Source organism: Brevundimonas sp. AJA228-03 (genome assembly GCF_017795885.1).
Lineage (GTDB): Bacteria > Pseudomonadota > Alphaproteobacteria > Caulobacterales > Caulobacteraceae > Brevundimonas.
Map to the genome: position 1 here is coordinate 2,163,822 of NZ_CP059297.1, position 18,137 is coordinate 2,181,958.

An 18,137-nucleotide genomic window follows, 5' to 3' on the forward strand; every position below is an offset into this window, starting at 1 on the left:
TCAGGCTCTAGCGCTCGTCGCGTGGCCCCCTATCTGCACAGCTCCCCCTGTCGAAACGGAGCCTTCTGATGGACGTCCTCTACAAAGCCCACGCCACCGCTTCCGGTGGCGGCCGCAATGGTCGCTCGCATACCGACGACGGCAAGATCGACGTCGCCCTGTCTGTCCCGAAGGCGATGGGCGGCGACGACGGCCCCGGCACCAACCCCGAGCAGCTTTTCGCGACCGGCTACGCCGCCTGTTACATGGGAGCCCTGCGTCTGGTCAGCGGTCATGCGGGCACGCCGGTCGGCCCGGACACCAGGGTCCATGCCGGCATCGGATTCGGCAAGAACGACCATGGCGAAGGCTATAACATCTCGGTTGATCTGAAGGTCACCGATCACGGCCTCGACAAGGCGGTCATCGACGACCTGATCCAGAAGGCGCATCAGGTCTGCCCCTATTCCAACGCAACCCGCGGCAACGTCGACGTCGCCCTCAGCGCGGAATAACCACAGCAGAGAGACCGCGCGCGTGTTGAGCCGCGCGCGCGGCCCCTCTACACGGGGCCTATGGCCCTTTCCGACTCTCCGCCCGACGCGACCCCCGATCCCCTGCTGACCTTCGAGCCCCACCGGCAGGTGAGCGTGCGCGAGGCCTTCGGCATCGATGCCGACATGACCGTGCCGATGTTCGACACCGTCGACGGCCATGTCCCGGAGACGGACCCCGCCTATCGCTTCGATCCCCAGACGACCCTGGCCATCTGCGCCGGCTTCGCTCACGACCGCCGGGTGATGGTCCAGGGCTATCACGGCACCGGCAAGTCGACCCACATCGAACAGGTCGCCGCCCGCCTGAACTGGCCCCTGGTCCGCGTGAACCTCGACAGCCACGTCAGCCGCATCGATCTGGTCGGCAAGGACGCCATCGTCCTGAAGGACGGCAAGCAGATCACCGAGTTCCGCGAAGGCATGCTGCCCTGGGCCATCCAGCGCCCGATTGCCCTGGTGTTCGACGAATACGACGCCGGCCGCCCCGACGTGATGTTCGTCATCCAGCGCGTGCTGGAGGCGCAGGGTCGCCTGACCTTGCTGGACCAGAACCGCGTCATCCGCCCCAACAAGTGGTTCCGCCTGTTCGCCACCACCAACACCATCGGTCTGGGTGACACCAGTGGCCTGTATCACGGCACCCAGCAGATCAATCAGGGCCAGATGGACCGCTGGAACATCGTCACCACCCTGAACTACCTCGACCACGACGTGGAGGCCGAGATCGTCGCCGCCAAGGCCCCCGAATGGGCCACCGCCGACGGCAGGCGGGCTATCGCCGCCATGGTCCGCGTCGCCGACATGACGCGGAACGCCTTCATGAACGGCGACATCTCCACCGTCATGTCCCCCCGCACCGTCATCACCTGGGCCCAGAACGCCACCATCTTCGGCGGCGACGTCGGCCTCGCCTTCCGCCTGACCTTCCTCAACAAGTGCGACGAACTGGAACGGCCGACCATCGCGGAGTTCTACCAGCGCGCGTTCGGCGAGGACCTCCCCGAGGCGGCGACGCGGGTGAAGGTGGGTTAGGCCCTACCGCTTCCGGAACCGCACCGCCTCCGCGGCCAGTCCGGCTCCCCAGGCATCCCGCTCCTCCTTCGGTTCCGGCACGAACGGCGCGTCGGGCAGTGATCCGGCGGCGCCGCGCATGGCCAGGGCCAGGGGTTCGGCGAAGACCGCCAGCATCCGCAGCGGCTTCCTCTTCGCGTCGGTGACGTCCCAGCCCTCGGCCGCGAAGGCCTCGACCTGATCCAGCGGCGACAAACGTTCGATGCCGTCCCAGTCGTCTGGGCGGACGGCGTCCTCGGCCGCCCCGGCGGTCAGGCCGAACACCGCCGTCAGGACCTGATCCACCTCGGGGAACTCGTCGCGGCGCGCCGGGTCGGCGTGGCCGGGCTTCATCAGGGCCATGGCCTCGAGGTCGGCGACACCGGGCAGGTCGATCAGGCGGCGAAGGGAGGTCTGGGTCATGCGCTGGATCTAGCCCGCCTCGACCCTTGCGCCAAGCAAGGGCCCGGCGATCAGCGCCGCAGGGTCGGGCCCGTCAGGGCCGAATTCGGGCGTAGAACTGCTGGATCAGGTCCAGCCTCTCGCCGTGCGGCACGGCTCTGGCGACCGGTCCGTCGTTGGTGAACTCCAGCAACCGGTCGCCGGCGACGCCTGGCCAGTCGACCCTGCCCGGTCCGTTGGGATCCGATCGCGCGGCAAATCCGGTCCAGTAGTCCGCCATGGCCGTGGCCGCGCGCGCGTCACGCTCTCCCAGCGGCCGACCGACGGTGTCGAGGTTATCGAACACATAGGGCCGCTCGGACGCATGCGTCGCCCCCCCGCTGGGTTCGGGATTGGACTCGGGCACGACGTCGAAACGGTACAGCCACGCGGGATGTCCCGCACCGGCATGCAGGCGCGCCAGATGACGGGCCGGTTCGTTGAAGATGAGGTCGCTGACGACCGAGGTGTCATAGCCGCCCTGCCCGCCATAGGCCGCGACCAGGGCGCTGTATTCCTCGTCGGTCATGAGATCGTCCGCACGTCCATAGGCACCCGCGTCGGACGGGCGGATCCACCAGAACTCCGCACTGTTGGTGCCGAGAATCATGGGCACAGGGGCCTGTCGTCCGCCCGCGAAGGCCTCGACGACATCCTCGGACACGACACGCCCGTCGACGATCAGATTGTCGGTGTACAAGGCGGGGGTCGGCGACAGCAGGCTTTCGGCCGGTAGGGCGCGCAGCTCATCGGCTGTGGCCCCGGCCAGTTGCACGGATCGGGCAAAGGCGACGCCGAGGCTCTGCGCCGACGGGTGTCCGGGGCGATCCTCGTCCAGCAGCGCCGATCTCTGGCGCCCAAGGCCGGACTGTACGATCGCCTTGTGGAACAGACCCCGGGCCGCGGGCGCGACCATCAGCTGCGTCACCGCGACCCCGCCCGCTGACTCGCCAAAGATCGTCACATTGCCGGGGTCACCGCCGAACCGGGCGATATTGTCGCGCACCCACTCCAGGGCGGCGATCTGGTCCATGACGCCATAGTTTCCCGCGGGTTCGTCGGGCCGACGCTCGGCGGCCAGAGCGGGATGATCGAAAAAGCCGAGCCGTCCCAGCCGATAGTTGATCGTCACCACCACCACGCCCCGGCGCGCCAGGTTCGTGCCGCTGTAGAGCGCCGCCGTGCCCGACCCGTTGTTGTACCCACCGCCGTGGATCCAGACCATGACCGGCAGGGGTGCCGTCATGCCCTGTGGCGTCCAGACGTTCAGCGTCAGGCAGTCCTCGCTCATGGGCAGCGGCCCGACGCCCGGATCGCCGTTGGCAGGCGGCTGGATACAGATGGGGCCTGGCCGGGTCGCGTCCCGGATGTCGGACCATGGCGCGGGCTTCTCCGGCGGACGCCAGCGAAGCGGACCCACGGGCGGCGCCGCATAGGGCAGGTTCTGGAAAGAGATAACGCCCGTTTCCGCACGGCCCTGGGCGCGACCCTGGGCGACGACGATCTCGGGGTCGGAGAGATTTGCCGGACCGGTGGTCATGAGGGCCGCCATCAGGCTTTCAAGGATCATGAGGTGATCCTAGCAAGGTTGGGCGCGCCGACAATCCGGCGATGGTTGCGGGTGCCGCGATGCCGGGGTCCACGACGATGTGGCAACCCCGGGCTTGTCACGCTAGACACGGGCCGGATCTGTCGCGGACTGGTCTTCCGCTGATCGAGGTAGCTTGATGTCTGATGCCGTGCGCGGTCGCCGCATTCTGGTGGTCGAGGACGAGGCGCTGGTCGCCATGCTGCTGGAGACGATGCTGGAAGACATGGGATTCGCCCCGGTCGGGCCCGTCGACGACATCGACACCGCCCTCGAGGTCCTGCGGAACGACAACCGTCTGGACGGTGCCCTTCTGGATGTGAATGTCGCCGGTCGTGAGGTTTTCCCGGTCGCCGAGGCCTTGAAAGCGATGGGCGTCCCGTTCGTCTTCTCCACCGGCTATGGCGAGGGTGGCCTGCCGGAAGACTGGCGTGGACATCCGACCATCCAGAAACCCTTCACCGAAGATGCCGTGCGCGACGCCCTGTTCCAGGCCCTGGGTATCGCCGCCGTTTGAAGTCCTTCAGGATTTCGCGCGCCGCATTGTGGCCCGGTGCCCCCGTCACCCCGCCGCCCGGATGGGCTCCGGAGCCGCACAGATACAATCCCGGCACCGGCATGCGGTGATCGGCATGGCCGAGGACCGGGCGGGCGCTGAACAGCTGGTCCAGCGTCAGCCGTCCGTGGAAGATGTCTCCGCCCACCAGACCGAAGCGCCGTTCCAGGTCCAGAGGCGTCAGGGCCATCCGCCCCAGGACCGAGGCCTTGAATCCCGGGGCCCATTCGTCGACCGTATCGATCATCAGGTCGGCGACGGTTTCGCGGTGATCGTCCCACGACCGACCGTCGGAAAGCTGCGGAGCCACGTGCTGGCAGAACAGGCTGGCGACGTGCGACCCTCGCGGTGCCAGGGTGGCGTCCAGCGTCGAGGGGATCAGCATCTCGATGATCGGTCGGGCCGACCAGCCGTCCAGCCGGGCCTGGGCATGCGCCCGGTCCATATAGTCGAGGCCGGGTGCCAGGATGATCCCGGCCGTGTGGTGATCGCCGGGCTCGGGACGAGCGGAAAATCGTGGCAGCTCTGACAGCGCGACATTCATCCGGAACGTGCCCGAGCCGGAACGGTAGCCCGCCATCCGGTCCCGAAAATCGGCCGGCACGATCGCCGGATCGACCAGGCGATCGAACAGCAGACGCGGATGCAGGTTCGACACGACCGCGCGCGCCCTTACGATCTGTCCGCCCTCGGTCACCGCGCCGACTGCCCTGCCATGCACCGTCAGCACCTTCGCCACCGGGGCGTCGAGCCGGATGTCGACCCCCTGTTCGATACAGGCCGCGGCCATGGCCTGGGTGATGGCCCCCATGCCTCCGATCGCATGACCCCACGCGCCCTTTACCCCGTTCACCTCACCGAAAACGTGATGCAGCAGCACATAGGCCGAGCCGGGCGTATAGGGGCTGGCATAGTGTCCGACCACGCTGTCGAACCCGAACAGGGCCTTGACCGGATCGCTCTCGAACCAGCCGTCCAGCCAGTCACCCGCCGATTTGGTGAACAGGTCGAGGACGTCTCGTCTGGCCGTAACGTCCAGCCCCCCCAGCCGACGCGCCACACGGCCCGCCTTCATCATTTCGGGCAGAGCCTCCCGCCAGCCGCCGTCCGGCAGGTTCGGTGGCGTCTCCAGAACCAGCGCGCGCAGCACCTCGGCCACCCGCTCCAGCCGCGCCTCATAGGCCGGCAAACGCTCCGCATCCCGGTTGGAGAACTTTGCCACCTCGGCCTGGGTCCGGCCTGGCCCCGCCGCCAGATGCCGCCCGTCTTCCAGGGGCAGGAAGTTCGACATCCGCCGGTCGACGATGTGCAGACCATGACGCGCCAGATCCATGTCGGCGGCGATCTGGGGATTCAGCAGACTGACGGTGTAGCTCGCCGTCGAGTTACGAAATCCGGGATGGAATTCCTCGGTCACCGCAGCGCCGCCGACCATGCTCCGGCGCTCCAGCACCGTGACCTTCAACCCGGCCCGGGCCAGATAGAAGGCGCAGACCAGACCGTTGTGCCCACCGCCCAGGATGACGACATCGACGTCGCGTTCGCTCATATCGGCCTCCGCATCAAGGACATCATGGACGATTCCGGCACAGGTGGCTTCCAGCCACGCGTGCGTTCGTCGCGCGGCAGAACGGGTCAGCTCTGGATCAGCTCGGCCTTGCGCAACGCCTGGAGATCAGCCGACCCGGTGCAGAAGCACGCGGTCCGCATCTGCCGGATGATGATCTGAAAGTGGTCGATCACGGCCTCGGTCGAAACCGTCGCAGCCTGCAGGACGCCCGCCGCCTGGCCGACGAGGTCGGCACCGAGCCGGATCGCCTTGGCCGCATCGACACCATCGCGGATGCCGCCCGAGCCGATGATGAACCCTGCGGGGCACGCCTGGCGCGCCGCCTGAATCGCCTGGACCGTCGGAATGCCCCAGTCGGCGAAGGCCAGGGCGTGGGTCTTGTCAGAGGGATCGTTGGCCCGCTCTCCCTCGATCAAGCCCCAATTCGCTCCCCCCGCGCCGGCGATATCGATCGCCGAAACGCCCATCGCAAACAGCCGCCGTGCGGTCGCAGCGGAGAGACCGGCCCCCGTCTCCTTGACCACGACCGGTGCGTCCAGTCGGAGGATCAGCGCCTCAAGGGCCGCGCCGACACCCGACCAATCGCGATCGCCCTCGGGCTGGCAGGCCTCCTGAAGCGGATTCAGGTGCACGATCAGGGCATCGGCCCCGATCATGTCGATGATGCGCCGGGCCTCGTCGAGGCCAAAGCCGCGCGTCAGCTGTGCCGCACCGATATTGGCCAGAATCGGTGTGTCCGGGGCCCGATCCCGCAGCGACTGGTTCAGCCCCGACCCGCCGCCATCCTCAAGGGCCGCGCGCTGCGACCCGACCGCCAGAGCGATGCCCAGGGCCTGCGCCGCCTCGGCCAGATGCGCATTGATCGCCTCTGCCCGGGACGGTCCCCCGGTCATCGAGCTGATCAGCAAGGGGGCGCGCAGCCGGTGCCCCAGGAAGTCGACACCAAGGTCGATCCTGGCGTGGTCCAGATCCGGCAGCGCTTCGTGCACGAAACGAACCGCATCGAACCCGGCGTCGCGGGCATGACGCCCCCCGCCGGACAGGACCACGTCCAGGTGCTGATCCTTGCGATCGGTGATGCTCGGTCCGGACAACAGGCGCTCCACAATCTCGTTGGCCGTCGATAGGCGCAACAGAGGTGATCTGTCACGCTGGCAGCATCGGGGTCCAGCGGGTAGAGTTCAGATCATGCTGGCCTTCTGGTTCACCGCCCTGACCGTGGCCGTCTTCTTTCTGATGGAAGGCGTCGCCTGGACCACGCATCGCTATGTGATGCACGGCCCCCTTGGCTGGGCCTGGCACCGCGATCACCACGAGCCGCACGACAAGATGTTCGAGGTCAACGATCTTTACGGCGTGGTCGGCGCAATCGTCGGATGCGGCCTGTTCGTCCTGGCCTGGCTGACCGACCTGTGGTGGATTCGTGCGATCGCCCTGGGCGTCACCCTTTACGGGGTCGTCTATGCCTTCGTGCATGATGGTCTGGTGCACCAGCGCTGGCCCTTCCACTGGATGCCGAGGAACGGATATGCCCGTCGACTGGTCCAGGCACACAGGCTGCATCATGCGGTCCAGACGCGAGAGGGGGCCGTGTCCTTCGGCTTCGTCCTCGCCCCGAACCCCCACCGGCTGAACGCCATCCTGAAAGCGCGCCGGGCCGAACGCCTCGGCGAGACCACGCCGTGAGCCCGGTCCGCCAGACCGCCATCGGCCTGACGCTGGCCCTGTTGATCGTCGGCGGGTGGCTGACGCTGCATGTTTGGGGCGTCTTTTTCCAGAGCCTTTCGTGGCCCGCGGTGGCCCTAGCCCCTCTACTGATCCTGGCCCAGAGCTGGCTGGGCGCCGGTATGTTCATCGTCGCGCACGATTCGATGCACGGCTCGCTGGCCCCCGGTCGACCGCGCCTGAATGCGGCGATCGGCCAGCTGTGCGTCGGAGCCTATGCAGCTTTCTCGTTCCGCACCCTCAATGTCTGCCACCACCAGCATCACCGCGCGCCCGGCAGCGCCGCCGACCCGGACTTCCACGCCGACCGGCCCGAGGCCTTCGGTCCCTGGTTCGTCGCCTTCTTCACCCGCTATTTCGGCCTGCGCGAACTCCTGATCGTCATGGCTGTGGTTGTAGTCTATCTGTTCGTCCTGAAGGCGAACCCGCTGAACATGATGCTATTCTGGGGCCTGCCCGCGATCGTCAGCGCCCTGCAGCTGTTCGTCTTCGGCACCTGGCTGCCCCACCGACACGAGAAGTCCGGTGCTGGCTTCATCGACCACCACAACGCCCGAACCCTGCCGATGCCGTGGATCCTGTCGCTGCTGACCTGCTTCCACTTCGGCCTGCACCACGAGCACCACAGCTCGCCGACGACGCCGTGGTGGCGGCTGCCGTCGCTGAAGGCCCAGCCCGTCAGACCCGCGTCCACAGAGCCTGTCTAGGCGGCGGGGCCTTGCCGCGATCCAGGGTCTGGGTCCAGACGGCGATCAAGGCCCCCCGGCCGAACAGCCACAGCTTCATCGCCCGGCCGACCGAAACGCGCCTCTTCCAGACGCCCGGCCCGCCCCGCCGGACCTTGCGGCCGATCTCACGATAGACGCCCCGCGCCGCCGCGATCGCCATCGACGATCGGAACGGCAGGCCGCGCAGACCATCGCGCGCACTGTCGTAATAGGGCTCGGCCACCGCCAGCAGCCGCCGTGTCACCCTATGGACGGTCTCGCGATTGCCGGGGTCAGCGACGGCTTCGGCCGTGGGTTCAAGGCCCGCCTCGACCAGCCAGTCGGCCGGCAGATAGACGCGACCGCCTTCGGCATCCTCGATCACGTCGCGCGAGATGTTGGTCAGCTGGAAGGCCAGACCCAGATCCTGCGCGCGCCTCAGAACCTCGGGGTCCGTTACGCCCATGACCCGCGCCATCATGACTCCGACCACCCCTGCCACATGCCAGCAATAGGCCATGACATCATCGAGGGTGACATAGTCGCGGTGCTCCACGTCCATGGCGAACCCGTCGATCATGTCCATGGCCCAGCGTTCCGGCAGGCGATGACGGATGGCCACGCGCTGGAAGGCGGCGAACGTCGGGTCTGACATCGGCTCGCCGGTCATGGCCCGCCGCGTCATGTCGTAAAGTCGCGCCAGCCGACGCTTCTGCTCCTCGACGCTCAACGCCTCATGGCCAAAGCCATGATCCTGGCCATCGATCTCGTCGTCACAGGCCCGGCACCAGGCATAGAGCAGCCAGGCATCCTCTCGCACCGCCGGGTCGAACAGCCGCGAGGCAGAGCGAAAACTCCTGGACCCCTTGGTGATCGAAGCCTTTGAGGCGGCGAGGACAGCATCTGCGGTCACCGGACAGTCTGCCCCTGTTCCAGCATCAAGCCTGCCGTGGCCTTGGCAGAGCCGACCACTCCGGGGATGCCCGCACCCGGATGGGTGCCTGCCCCGACAATGTAAAGGTTCGGGATGACGTCATCGCGGTTGTGCGGCCGGAACCACGCACTCTGCGTCAGGATCGGCTCAAGCGAGAAAGCCGAGCCCAGATGGGCGTTCAGGTCGTCCTTGAAATCCAGGGGCGTCCAGATGCGGGTGGTGACCAGATCCCGGCGCAGGTTCGGAATATAGCGTTCCTCAAGGTAATCGATGATCCTCTCGCGGTACTCCGGCCCTTTCACCGACCAGTCGATGTCGGCGGTGCCGAGGTGCGGCACGGGCGACAGGACATAGTGGCTGCTCATGCCCTCGGGGGCCATCGACGGATCGGTGGCGCACGGCGCGTGCAGATACAGCGAGAAATCCTCCGGCAGGGACGGGCCGGCGAAGATCTCCGAGATCAGTTCGCGATATCGGGCCCCGAAACAGATCGTATGGTGCGCCAGATGCGACTGCGGCTTCGACGTCCCGAAATGCAGCACGAAGAGCGACATGGAGAATCGTTTTGATTTCAGAGATTTTGCCTTGGCTTTTCCGCGCGGGCTTTGGCCCAGAAGGCGGTCGTAGGTATGAACCACATCGGCGTTGGAAGCGACCATATCGGCCGGGATGACCTCTCCCCCCTCGAGGACAACCCCCGTGGCCCGCTCGCCCTCGGTCTCGATCCGCTCGACCGCGCTGTTCAGCCGGACGACCCCACCGAGATCCTCGAAGAAGCGGATAAGCCCCGCGATCAGGGCTCCGGTCCCGCCACGGGCGAACCACACGCCGCCGCGGCGCTCCAGTGCATGGATCAGCGAATAAACCGAGCTCGACTTGAACGGATTTCCCCCCACCAGGAGGGTATGGAAGCTGAACGCCTGGCGTAGATGCGGATCCTGGATATAGCGCGCCACCATATCATAGACGCTGTTCCACGCCTCGAGACGGGCCAGGACCGGCGCAGCCTTCATCATGGTCCAGAACGACTGGAACGGGACAGAGCCGAGCTTGATATAGCCCTCCTGATACAGGGCTTCGGAATGGGCGTGAAACTGCTCGTAACCCTTGACGTCGGCCGGATTGAAGGCCGCCATCTGGCGCTCCATGGCCGCCTGGTCGTTGTTGTAGTCGAAGAAGGCCCCGTCTTCCCAGCACAGCCGGTAGAAGGGGTCGACCGGCATCAGCTCGACATAGTCCTTCAGCTCCGATCCCGTGCCCTCGAAGAGTTCGGTCAGGCAGTCGGGGTCGGTGATGACCGTCGGGCCGGCATCGAAGGTGAAGCCCTGTTCCTTCCAGACATAGGCCCGGCCTCCGGCCTTGTCGCGCTTCTCGACAAGCGTGGTCTGAACCCCCGCGCGTTGCAGACGGATGGCCAGGGCGATGCCGCCAAAGCCCGCCCCGATCACAACCGCGCGTCTTGCTGCCACGTCTCTCATGCCCGACTTCCTCGTCCTGTCTCGCGGACCTGCCGCAGCGCCCGAACAAAAGGCACGGGCGGTTTTCCTGTGAGGATACGCACCTTGTCGAGCAGGTTACTCCTGCCTGCGTAGAAGCGCCGCAGCACGCCGTCCGACAGTCCATAGAATCTCTGGAACACGCGCCAGCGTTCTCCCGGCTCAGCGGCCCTGAACAACATCCGGTTCAGCAAACGATAGAAGGCGCGATCCCGCCAGATCCCTTTGGAATAGGATTCCGTCAGCCGTCTGAGACCCGCGGACGACAGGTCCTGCTGCCCGGCGATCAGCCGGGCCAGAAGGACGGCGTCGGGCAGGGAATAGCCCGTCACCGGGTGAAACAACCCGCCCAGAAGACCGGCGCGGGCCACGGGTTCTCCGTCCGCCCAGAACGCGTCGATATCGCCGTCCAGCGCGATGGGCAGGACGCCCTCCTCCTCGGCGACAACCGCCTCGACCGCCCAGCCGCGCGAGCGGATGTAGGCGTCAATGCGCTGCTTCAGGGCCGGCCGGTCGAGCTCCGGACGATCGGCGTAATAGGTGTCCTCCACCATGACCGTACGGTCGTCGAACGGCAGCAGATAGACGAACCGGTAGGCCCCGAACTGTTCGACCGTGGCGTCCATGATCGTTGGCCGGGTCAGGCCATGAGGCTCGGTCAGTCGAACCGTCTGTCCGACAAAACTCTGCCAGCCCAGATCCAGTGCCCGCGTCGGCTTCGGCCCGCGCGCGTCAATCACCCCGCCGGCGGTGAGCCGGCGCTGGTCGGCCAGGGTGACCCCCTCGCGATCCACCACGACGGCCTCGCCGCGGATCAGCCGGTCACCCAGCAGGGGCGCGACTGTCGCGTGAAGCCGTTCGGAGGTCAGGCTGCTGTAACCCGTCGTCACGATCCGGCTGCGACGGGGAAAATGGACCTCATAGCCCCGGGACCATCGATGCGCGATCGCCGGGGTCAGCCACTCCATATCGACGGAGGCGACGTCGCTGTCGAAGATCGACCACGTGTGGTTTCCGCCAAGCGCGCCATCGCGCTCGATCACAGCCACCCGCAGATCAGGCCGATCGAGCGCCAGCCGCCACGCGATCAGGCTGGACGCGAGCCCCCCGCCGACCAGAATCAGGTCGTAGTCCGGTGCCGCTGCGGTCATCCGATCAAAAGGCCCGATTGCGGCGATCCGGGGAGCCGCGCTTCAGGCCCGCTTTCCGCACATCCGCCCGTCCGGCCCCGAGGGCCTGAGCGCCGTTGCCCGTTGCTGATCATGCCACCGCCTCCGTCCCCTTCCTCGCCGGGAATCCATGCCCCGGACTTCGTCGAATTTCGAACCTGATCCCCATCCGTCGAAGGTTCTGTAAGGCCAGACCGACGAAAATGTGAGCCGTTTTCACGGTCGATGACCATTCGGGATCGCTGTCCGGTTTCTAGAGAGCACTCTGTGGGAGCCGCCAGCCGGTGTGGACGCCTTGAGTCCTGGACAGAAGCCGCATGGCAGCCAGCCGCCCCGACAGGGTCGCCATCGGAATACCCGGGCCGGGGTGGACCCCGCCGCCGGCAAGATACAGCCCGTCCAGCCCGCTCTCCGGTCCGGGACGCTGGAAACTGCCCATCAGTCCGTGATTGGCCCGGCCATACAGTGCCCCGCCGCTGGCCGGGAACAGCCGCTCGAAATCGTCCGGCGTCGTCGCGACCATGGCCTCGTCCGCGGCCTCCACCGTGAGCCCGCAACGCTCCAGAACGGACCAGGCCCGACGGCGTACCTCTTCCAGACGGACGGGATCGAATGACCCCCGATCTCCGACCGCAGGCGCATTGACCAGCAGCAAAAGCCGTTCCGTTTCCCCCGGCGGCTGTCGGTCATCATGGCGATCCTGGGCACACACATAGACGGTGGGCTGTTCGCAGACGGACTGACGCCCAAACACCTGGCGGAACTCGTCTTCGTAGGTATCTGAAAAGAAGACTGAGTGGTGCGAAAGCGGAAAGCCGCGGGTTCGCCCGGTCACGCACCATGTCACAGCCGAGAGCGAGCGCCGGGCCAATGCCACAGGCTGCGGACCGACGGCTCGGGTGCCGCTGATCAAGCCGCCCCTCAAGGCCGAGATATCGCCGTTGAAGACGATGGAGTCGGCCGCGAGGCTCTCGCCCGAGGCCAGTTGAACACCCGATGCGCGCCCGCCCGCCTGCAGGATTGCCGTGACCCCTTCACCATATCGGAAAGTCACTCCCAGAGATCGGGCCAGGGCCTCCATTCCGAGCGCCACATTGATCATGCCGCCCTCGACAAACCAGACCCCATCCTTCTCGACATGGGCGATGAGCATCAGCGTCGCCGGAGCGGCAAAGGGCGACGACCCGGTATAGGTCGCGTATCGACCGAACAGCTGCCGCAGGCGCGGATCGGTGAAATAGCGGCCAAGCTCGGCCCAGAGTGTCCTGTGGGGGGCGGTGGCCAGCAGGGCGGGCAGCCCGGCCAGTCCCACGCGAGGGGCCATGTCGAACAAGCCCGGGCGCTGTGCGGAAATGAAGGAGTCACGCAGCACGGCGTACATGGCCTGGCTCCGCTCGCAGAACGCGCGATAGCCCTCGGCCTCCGCCTTTCCGGCGAAGTCGCCGATCGCCGCGATCGACTGATCCATCCGGGCGAACAGGTCGAGCCGCGAACCGTTGGTCCAGCCATGCCGGGCGAGGACGCCGGCGGAGCCCAGGGTCACATAGTCCGAAAGATTGGCCCCGGCGTCGGCGAACAGGCTTTCAAACACCCAACGCATGGTGAACACCGTCGGGCCGGCGTCGATGCCGGCGCCTCCATCCGGATGCAGTTGACGCATCTTGCCGCCGGGAGTCGCGGCCTTGTCGACCACCGTGACCTGACAGCCGGCGCGCGCGAGATCGATGGCGGCGGCAAGACCTCCCATGCCCGCGCCAATGACCAGAACCGGATGGTCTTTCATTCGCCGGCGGCCAGTTTCCCGAGTTGCGAGCCGGACTGACTGATCTTCCAGTAATGATAAAGGATCAGCCCCAATCCGACCGTCAGGGGGATGGCCCAAAGACCCGGATGCAACGCGATTTCAGGCATGATGCGAACGGCTCCGAAGGCGAAGAACGCCGTGTAGACTGAAATCCCCGCCCCCACGATGCCCTTGACATGCTCTCTCAGCCAGGCCTTCGGCGGGGGAGCCGGGTTGAGCATGTGCATCAGGTTTGTCGCCACGGTCGCGAAGCCGATCACCGAGGCCCCCACGATCAGGGGCTGACCGATCGCGAGTCCCTCGATCACACAGCCGACCGAGGTCAGGCCCAGCAGGACCTGCAGATAGAGGGTCACCCCGCGCCGGTTTGCGGCCGGGTTCGCCTTGTTCTTCAAAACCTCTCGGCCGTACCAGGCCAGGTTCACCGTCAGCACTCCCAGATGAAACATGAGCACGCCGAAGATCCCGCGCACGAAGACCGGGTCCTCCAGGTGAGGATGGGTCTCCATAGGGGCGTAGAGTGTGCACAGGGACAGCAGGATGGCGATCCCGCCGGCGACCAGGATGCATCGCGCGAAGATGCGACCCCAAAGCCGATGCGCGGGCGACCCTTTCCGGCTGAAGACGGGAATCCAGAAGCTTATCAGGCCCACAGCACCGAAAAGGATATGGACCGCGATCAGACTCTTGAACAGAAGATACATGGTCGAGCCTTGCGGACGGCGGCGTCTGGCGTTCTGTTCATCCTTCAGCGTAGTGGTCGAAGATTCAAGGGATCAGGATGGTTCGTAAGGAAAATCTGCGGTGAGGCCGACACGCGGATCCGACCTGCCTGACCTGTACCAACCGCCCGGGCCGGATCCTTTGCCGCCGCTCGCCGCCCTGGTGCGCACCGCCCTTCGCGGCGAGGGAAATCTGCTGAGCCTCTTGCCAGCCTCGGCCTATCAGGTCCCGTTCGGTCCGCTGGGTTACTCCCGCCGCTTCATCCTGATCGTCAATGACCCGGAGACCGTCCGGGCGATCCTGGCCGACCCGGACGATGTCTTTCCCAAGAGCGACCTGATGGTCGGGGCACTGGAGCCCCTGGTCGGTGACAGTATCTTTGTCTCGGCAGGGGATCGCTGGCGGGCCCAGCGGAGAATGATCGATCCATCCTTCTCCCACATGCGGTTGAGCCTGGCCTATCCGGCGATGTCAGCAGCCGTCGACGACATGGAGGCCCGTCTCGACGAGCGGTGTCGCACGGGCGAGATGTTCTCGCTCGACATGATGCTGGGTCAGCTGACGGCCGACATCATCTGTCGCACCGTGTTCTCCGCCTCGCTGGCCAATGACGCCGCGCGCGATGTGTTTGAGTCCTTCGCCGTCTTCGAACGCAGCGTGGCCCACGTCGAACTGCGCCGCCTGATCTTCGACAAGGCCTTTACCACCATCCCCCAAAGCCGTCCGGTGCTGGAGGCCTGCGCCCGCATCCGCCACCACATCGGCGCATTGCTGGACCGACATCTCGCCGCCGGAGCCGCGTTCGACGACATCGCCGCCAGCGTCATCGGGGCCCGGGATCCGAAAGACCAAACGGTCTTTACGCGCGAGGAAGTGATCGACCAGCTGGGCGTCTTCTTCCTCGCCGGCCACGAAACAACCGCCAGCGCCCTCACCTGGTCCTTCTTCATCACGGCGATGAGACCCGAGATCGCTGATCGCATAGAGGCCGAAGTGCGTGACCGGGCACCGGACGAGACCATCAGCTTCGAGCAGACCCGACATCTGACCTTTTCCCGCAACGTGTTTCGCGAGACCCTTCGCCTGTATCCCCCGATCACCTTCCTGCCCCGCGTCGCCCTGAAACCCGTCAGGTTCGGCCGCTACCAGCTTCGGCGCGGCTCGATGGTGATGATCGCGCCCTGGGTGCTGCACCGCCACAGCGCGCTCTGGAAGAACCCCCACGCCTTTGACCCGGACCGTTTCCTGCCCGAGCGCGAGCACGAGATGACGCCCGGGGCCTATATCCCTTTCGGGATCGGCCGCCGGGTCTGCGTCGGCGCGGCCTTCGCCACGACAGAGGCCACCCTGATCCTTGGCCGCCTCTTGCGCCGCTATCGCTTCAGCGTGGACCATCCCGAACGGGTCCGTCCGGTCGCCCGGCTGACGACGCGTCCGGCGGAGGAGGTCATGGTGCGCGTGCGCCGGACCAGCGAGGCGGCATGACCGCGGGAACCGTTCTGATCACCATCGGCCGGCTGCCGAAGGCGCTGGACTTCGCGCGCGCCTTCCACGCGCGGGGCTGGCGCGTGGTGGTCGCAGAACCGTTCCGCAGCCATCTGACGGGGGCGTCCAACACCGTGGCCAGGAGCCGGGTCACGCCCGCGCCGTCGGCGGGCAAGGCGGCCTATCTCGAAGCTCTGCTGGAGATCGTCACACGGGAAGGCGTCGACCTGGTCCTGCCCCTGTCCGAAGAGACGATGCATGTCGCCCATCTGCGCGACCGGCTTCCCGCCGGCGTGCACCTCTATGCGCCCCCGGTCGATCAGTTGCTTGCGCTTCACGACAAGGAAACCTTCGCCACCCTGGCCGCCGGTCGTGGCCTGACCGTGCCGCGCACGGCCGCGCTCGGCAGCGCGGCGGCCGAAGCCCTGGCCCTGTCCAATGACTATGTGGTCAAGCCGGCCCTGTCCTGTTCCGGTCGCGGGATCGCCTTCGGAGCGGCGGGCACCCCGCCCCGCCCCGCGAGCGCCGACGCCCGCCAGATCGTGCAACAGCGCATCAGGGGCCAGCATTTCAGCACCTTTTCGATCGCCCATGCGGGCCAGGTCGCGACGACCGTGGTCTATCGCGGCCTCGTCATGTCCGGCACCGTCGCCGTGGCCTTCGAACGCGTTGAGCATCCGGCGATCCAGGCCTGGGTCGAGGACTTCGTCGCAAAAACCCGCCACACAGGCTTCATTTCGTTCGATTTCATCGTCGACGAAGACGGCTGCCCTCAGGCTATCGAATGCAATCCCCGCGTCACCAGCGGGGTTCATTTTATCGAGACGCAGGATCTCGCCGCCGCCACCCTGGAGCCGACCGCCGCCCCGCCGCGACTGCGGGCCGCGCGCTGGATGCAACAATTCTATCCGACCCTGACAGAAACCCAGAGCTCCGTGTTCGACCCCGTTCGCTTCGGCCCCAATCTCAAGGCCCTGACGAAAGCCAGGGACGTGACCTGGGACGCCAGCGATCCCTGGCCCTTCATCTCCATGCCTGTGACAGCTTTTCAGATCATCGCCGCCTCGATCCGACAGGGCCGCTCGTTCGGCGAGGTGTCCACGGCGGACATCAGCTGGTTCGAGGGGGCGACCTGAGCCTGTCGAGCTACCAGGGCACGCGCGGCATCCGGAACGGCAGCAGGCATCGGACGGCTGGATTGCTGAACCGATCCAGCATCAGGCTCTCGTGCCAGATCGAAGCCGGACGCCCGAACACATCACCCGACAGGGCCGAGCGCGAATAGAAGGGGGTGTCCTCCAGCGTCCGGGTCACCTTCATCCGGCCTTCGGCATCCCCGCGCGCCTTGCGCCGGACTCCCCACAGGGTCCGTGGCAAGGCCCTGGCCGGCGGGGCCTCGACCCGCTCGATGTCACCGCTTCTGTTGACCCGCAAGGCCAGTTCGTGGCGGGCTCCATCGAGCCGGTCAACGTCGTAGAACAGCACGACATCATCCGGTGTATGGGCTCGTGACCAATCCCAGCGCCGGAACCGCGCCTCCAGAGGTTCACTGCCGTGATTGGTGTCGAAATAGCCGTCACCACTCCAGGAAAGACCGGGCGTATCGAACGAGACATCGACCCGCGCCCGGGGGGCCAGCGGCTGCCAGACATGGTCCTGGGCGGCGTCCAGGGCAAAGGCGCGACCGGTCAGCGCCTCTGGCCGCAGACGGATCGTGCCGCGCAGCCGCTCCGGCCAGGGGCTGGCGATCTCATCGATCGTCGCCGTCAGCACGCCCCCCTCCCAGGACAGGCTGCTCGGGCCGATCGAGATATGGCTGGCATCACGCGTCAGCTTGCGCTCCGGCCGTTCGGTCATGGCCCAGCGCCCTGCCCCGCCGTCCAGCCGGTAGAGCGCCAGGTTGACGGCGCAATGGTTGAACGGGTCGGCCCAGCCTGACCAGGCGTAGTAGGGAGAAAAGACGCTGCCGATGAAGGTGATCAGCGTCAGACCATAAAGTCCATCGTCGCTCTGGGCATCGACATACCACCAGAGATATCCACCCGGGGGGACGTCGGCGTCGAACCGGGGTCCGCCGTCGGGCCCCGCTCCGCCAAAGGTCGGCAGAACCGCCGAACGCCTCGCGACCCTCGCGTGCCTTATCCACACAGGATCAAAGGCGGCATAGAAGCTGTGACTCCCACGCGCGGGCGCTGTTGCTTCCTGGTCGAGCCGGATCGCCGTCATCGTTGTCCAACGCCTCATTGCCCGGGGGACGGGGTCCACACCTTCACATCGACCATGTCGCACCGTTTTTCACGGACTGACAAGCCGGGTTGACACATGAGTGTCCATTTTGATTGTCACTTTTTGA

17 protein-coding genes are annotated in these 18,137 nt (G+C 66.5%); 7 read left to right on the top strand and 10 right to left on the bottom strand.

Annotation, left to right across the window (positions count from 1 at the left end; genetic code table 11):
- The first annotated feature begins 68 nt into the window (after positions 1-68).
- Together HZ989_RS10825 and cobS are read left to right on the top strand one after the other, a co-directional pair.
- Positions 69-494 (top strand): organic hydroperoxide resistance protein, encoded by a 426-nt coding sequence (locus HZ989_RS10825; protein ID WP_209320839.1) that lies wholly within the window; start codon positions 69-71, stop codon positions 492-494.
- Between the two features lie 60 nt (positions 495-554).
- Positions 555-1,568: a cobaltochelatase subunit CobS gene (cobS, locus tag HZ989_RS10830; RefSeq protein WP_209320840.1), complete on the top strand. Its 1,014-nt coding sequence runs from the start codon at positions 555-557 to the stop codon at positions 1,566-1,568.
- A 3-nt stretch (positions 1,569-1,571) separates the two neighbouring features.
- On the opposite strand, the gene HZ989_RS10835 is transcribed toward cobS, so the two are convergent.
- Positions 1,572-2,009, bottom strand: a complete 438-nt coding sequence (locus HZ989_RS10835; protein WP_209320841.1) for a hypothetical protein — start codon at positions 2,007-2,009, stop codon at positions 1,572-1,574.
- Between the two features lie 73 nt (positions 2,010-2,082).
- A complete protein-coding gene (locus tag HZ989_RS10840) occupies positions 2,083-3,597 on the bottom strand; it encodes a carboxylesterase/lipase family protein (RefSeq protein WP_209320842.1) in 1,515 nt (504 codons plus the stop codon).
- A gap of 157 nt (positions 3,598-3,754) precedes the next feature.
- Between HZ989_RS10840 and HZ989_RS10845 the strand changes: the two genes are divergently transcribed.
- On the top strand, positions 3,755-4,132 hold the full coding sequence (locus tag HZ989_RS10845) for a response regulator (protein ID WP_209320843.1): 378 nt from the start codon (positions 3,755-3,757) through the stop codon (positions 4,130-4,132).
- Here HZ989_RS10845 and HZ989_RS10850 read toward each other — a convergent pair.
- On the bottom strand, positions 4,074-5,720 hold the full coding sequence (locus HZ989_RS10850) for an NAD(P)/FAD-dependent oxidoreductase (RefSeq protein WP_209320844.1): 1,647 nt from the start codon (positions 5,718-5,720) through the stop codon (positions 4,074-4,076). The two genes, HZ989_RS10845 and HZ989_RS10850, sit on opposite strands and share 59 nt — an antisense overlap.
- Before the next feature lie 86 nt (positions 5,721-5,806).
- Entirely contained in the window at positions 5,807-6,835 is a 1,029-nt protein-coding gene (fni, locus tag HZ989_RS10855) for a type 2 isopentenyl-diphosphate Delta-isomerase (RefSeq protein WP_209320845.1), read from the bottom strand.
- A gap of 94 nt (positions 6,836-6,929) precedes the next feature.
- On the opposite strand from fni, the gene HZ989_RS10860 reads away from it, so the two are divergent.
- A complete protein-coding gene (locus HZ989_RS10860) occupies positions 6,930-7,427 on the top strand; it encodes a sterol desaturase family protein (protein WP_209320846.1) in 498 nt (165 codons plus the stop codon).
- Positions 7,424-8,173 (top strand): fatty acid desaturase, encoded by a 750-nt coding sequence (locus tag HZ989_RS10865; RefSeq protein WP_209320847.1) that lies wholly within the window; start codon positions 7,424-7,426, stop codon positions 8,171-8,173. Before HZ989_RS10860 ends, HZ989_RS10865 begins: the two co-directional genes overlap by 4 nt.
- Here the strand turns inward: HZ989_RS10865 and HZ989_RS10870 are convergent.
- From HZ989_RS10870 to HZ989_RS10890, 5 genes are all read right to left on the bottom strand, one after another.
- Positions 8,145-9,086: a phytoene/squalene synthase family protein gene (locus HZ989_RS10870; RefSeq protein ID WP_209320848.1), complete on the bottom strand. Its 942-nt coding sequence runs from the start codon at positions 9,084-9,086 to the stop codon at positions 8,145-8,147. The genes HZ989_RS10865 and HZ989_RS10870 overlap by 29 nt on opposite strands.
- Positions 9,083-10,585 carry a phytoene desaturase gene (locus tag HZ989_RS10875; protein WP_209320849.1) on the bottom strand — a complete coding sequence of 501 codons (1,503 nt, stop codon included), beginning with the start codon at positions 10,583-10,585 and terminating at the stop codon, positions 9,083-9,085. Before HZ989_RS10875 ends, HZ989_RS10870 begins: the two co-directional genes overlap by 4 nt.
- Entirely contained in the window at positions 10,582-11,754 is a 1,173-nt protein-coding gene (crtY, locus tag HZ989_RS10880) for a lycopene beta-cyclase CrtY (protein ID WP_209320850.1), read from the bottom strand. The genes HZ989_RS10875 and crtY overlap by 4 nt, the downstream gene beginning before the upstream one ends.
- 271 nt (positions 11,755-12,025) lie before the next feature.
- Positions 12,026-13,555 (bottom strand): 1-hydroxycarotenoid 3,4-desaturase CrtD, encoded by a 1,530-nt coding sequence (crtD, locus tag HZ989_RS10885; RefSeq protein WP_209320851.1) that lies wholly within the window; start codon positions 13,553-13,555, stop codon positions 12,026-12,028.
- The gene (locus HZ989_RS10890; protein ID WP_209320852.1) at positions 13,552-14,280 is read right to left on the bottom strand and encodes a hypothetical protein; all 729 of its coding nucleotides are present in this window, start codon (positions 14,278-14,280) and stop codon (positions 13,552-13,554) included. Before HZ989_RS10890 ends, crtD begins: the two co-directional genes overlap by 4 nt.
- A gap of 100 nt (positions 14,281-14,380) precedes the next feature.
- On the opposite strand from HZ989_RS10890, the gene HZ989_RS10895 reads away from it, so the two are divergent.
- Positions 14,381-15,784 carry a cytochrome P450 gene (locus tag HZ989_RS10895; RefSeq protein ID WP_209320853.1) on the top strand — a complete coding sequence of 468 codons (1,404 nt, stop codon included), beginning with the start codon at positions 14,381-14,383 and terminating at the stop codon, positions 15,782-15,784.
- Positions 15,781-16,920: an ATP-grasp domain-containing protein gene (locus tag HZ989_RS10900; protein WP_209320854.1), complete on the top strand. Its 1,140-nt coding sequence runs from the start codon at positions 15,781-15,783 to the stop codon at positions 16,918-16,920. Before HZ989_RS10895 ends, HZ989_RS10900 begins: the two co-directional genes overlap by 4 nt.
- Before the next feature lie 10 nt (positions 16,921-16,930).
- Here HZ989_RS10900 and HZ989_RS10905 read toward each other — a convergent pair whose 3' ends face one another.
- The gene (locus HZ989_RS10905) at positions 16,931-18,010 is read right to left on the bottom strand and encodes a hydratase (RefSeq protein WP_245162343.1); all 1,080 of its coding nucleotides are present in this window, start codon (positions 18,008-18,010) and stop codon (positions 16,931-16,933) included.
- Positions 18,011-18,137 lie beyond the last annotated feature (127 nt).

Coding starts and splice junctions, on each gene's coding strand:
- HZ989_RS10890 (WP_209320852.1), bottom strand. CDS start 14,280: ATGTATCTTCTGTTCAAGAGTCTGATCGCGGTCCATATCCTTTTCGGT.
- HZ989_RS10845 (WP_209320843.1), top strand. CDS start 3,755: ATGTCTGATGCCGTGCGCGGTCGCCGCATTCTGGTGGTCGAGGACGAG.
- HZ989_RS10900 (WP_209320854.1), top strand. CDS start 15,781: ATGACCGCGGGAACCGTTCTGATCACCATCGGCCGGCTGCCGAAGGCG.
- HZ989_RS10825 (WP_209320839.1), top strand. CDS start 69: ATGGACGTCCTCTACAAAGCCCACGCCACCGCTTCCGGTGGCGGCCGC.
- HZ989_RS10905 (WP_245162343.1), bottom strand. CDS start 18,010: ATGACGGCGATCCGGCTCGACCAGGAAGCAACAGCGCCCGCGCGTGGG.
- HZ989_RS10850 (WP_209320844.1), bottom strand. CDS start 5,720: ATGAGCGAACGCGACGTCGATGTCGTCATCCTGGGCGGTGGGCACAAC.
- HZ989_RS10875 (WP_209320849.1), bottom strand. CDS start 10,585: ATGAGAGACGTGGCAGCAAGACGCGCGGTTGTGATCGGGGCGGGCTTT.
- crtY (WP_209320850.1), bottom strand. CDS start 11,754: ATGACCGCAGCGGCACCGGACTACGACCTGATTCTGGTCGGCGGGGGG.
- HZ989_RS10835 (WP_209320841.1), bottom strand. CDS start 2,009: ATGACCCAGACCTCCCTTCGCCGCCTGATCGACCTGCCCGGTGTCGCC.
- HZ989_RS10840 (WP_209320842.1), bottom strand. CDS start 3,597: ATGATCCTTGAAAGCCTGATGGCGGCCCTCATGACCACCGGTCCGGCA.
- HZ989_RS10860 (WP_209320846.1), top strand. CDS start 6,930: ATGCTGGCCTTCTGGTTCACCGCCCTGACCGTGGCCGTCTTCTTTCTG.
- cobS (WP_209320840.1), top strand. CDS start 555: ATGGCCCTTTCCGACTCTCCGCCCGACGCGACCCCCGATCCCCTGCTG.
- crtD (WP_209320851.1), bottom strand. CDS start 13,555: ATGAAAGACCATCCGGTTCTGGTCATTGGCGCGGGCATGGGAGGTCTT.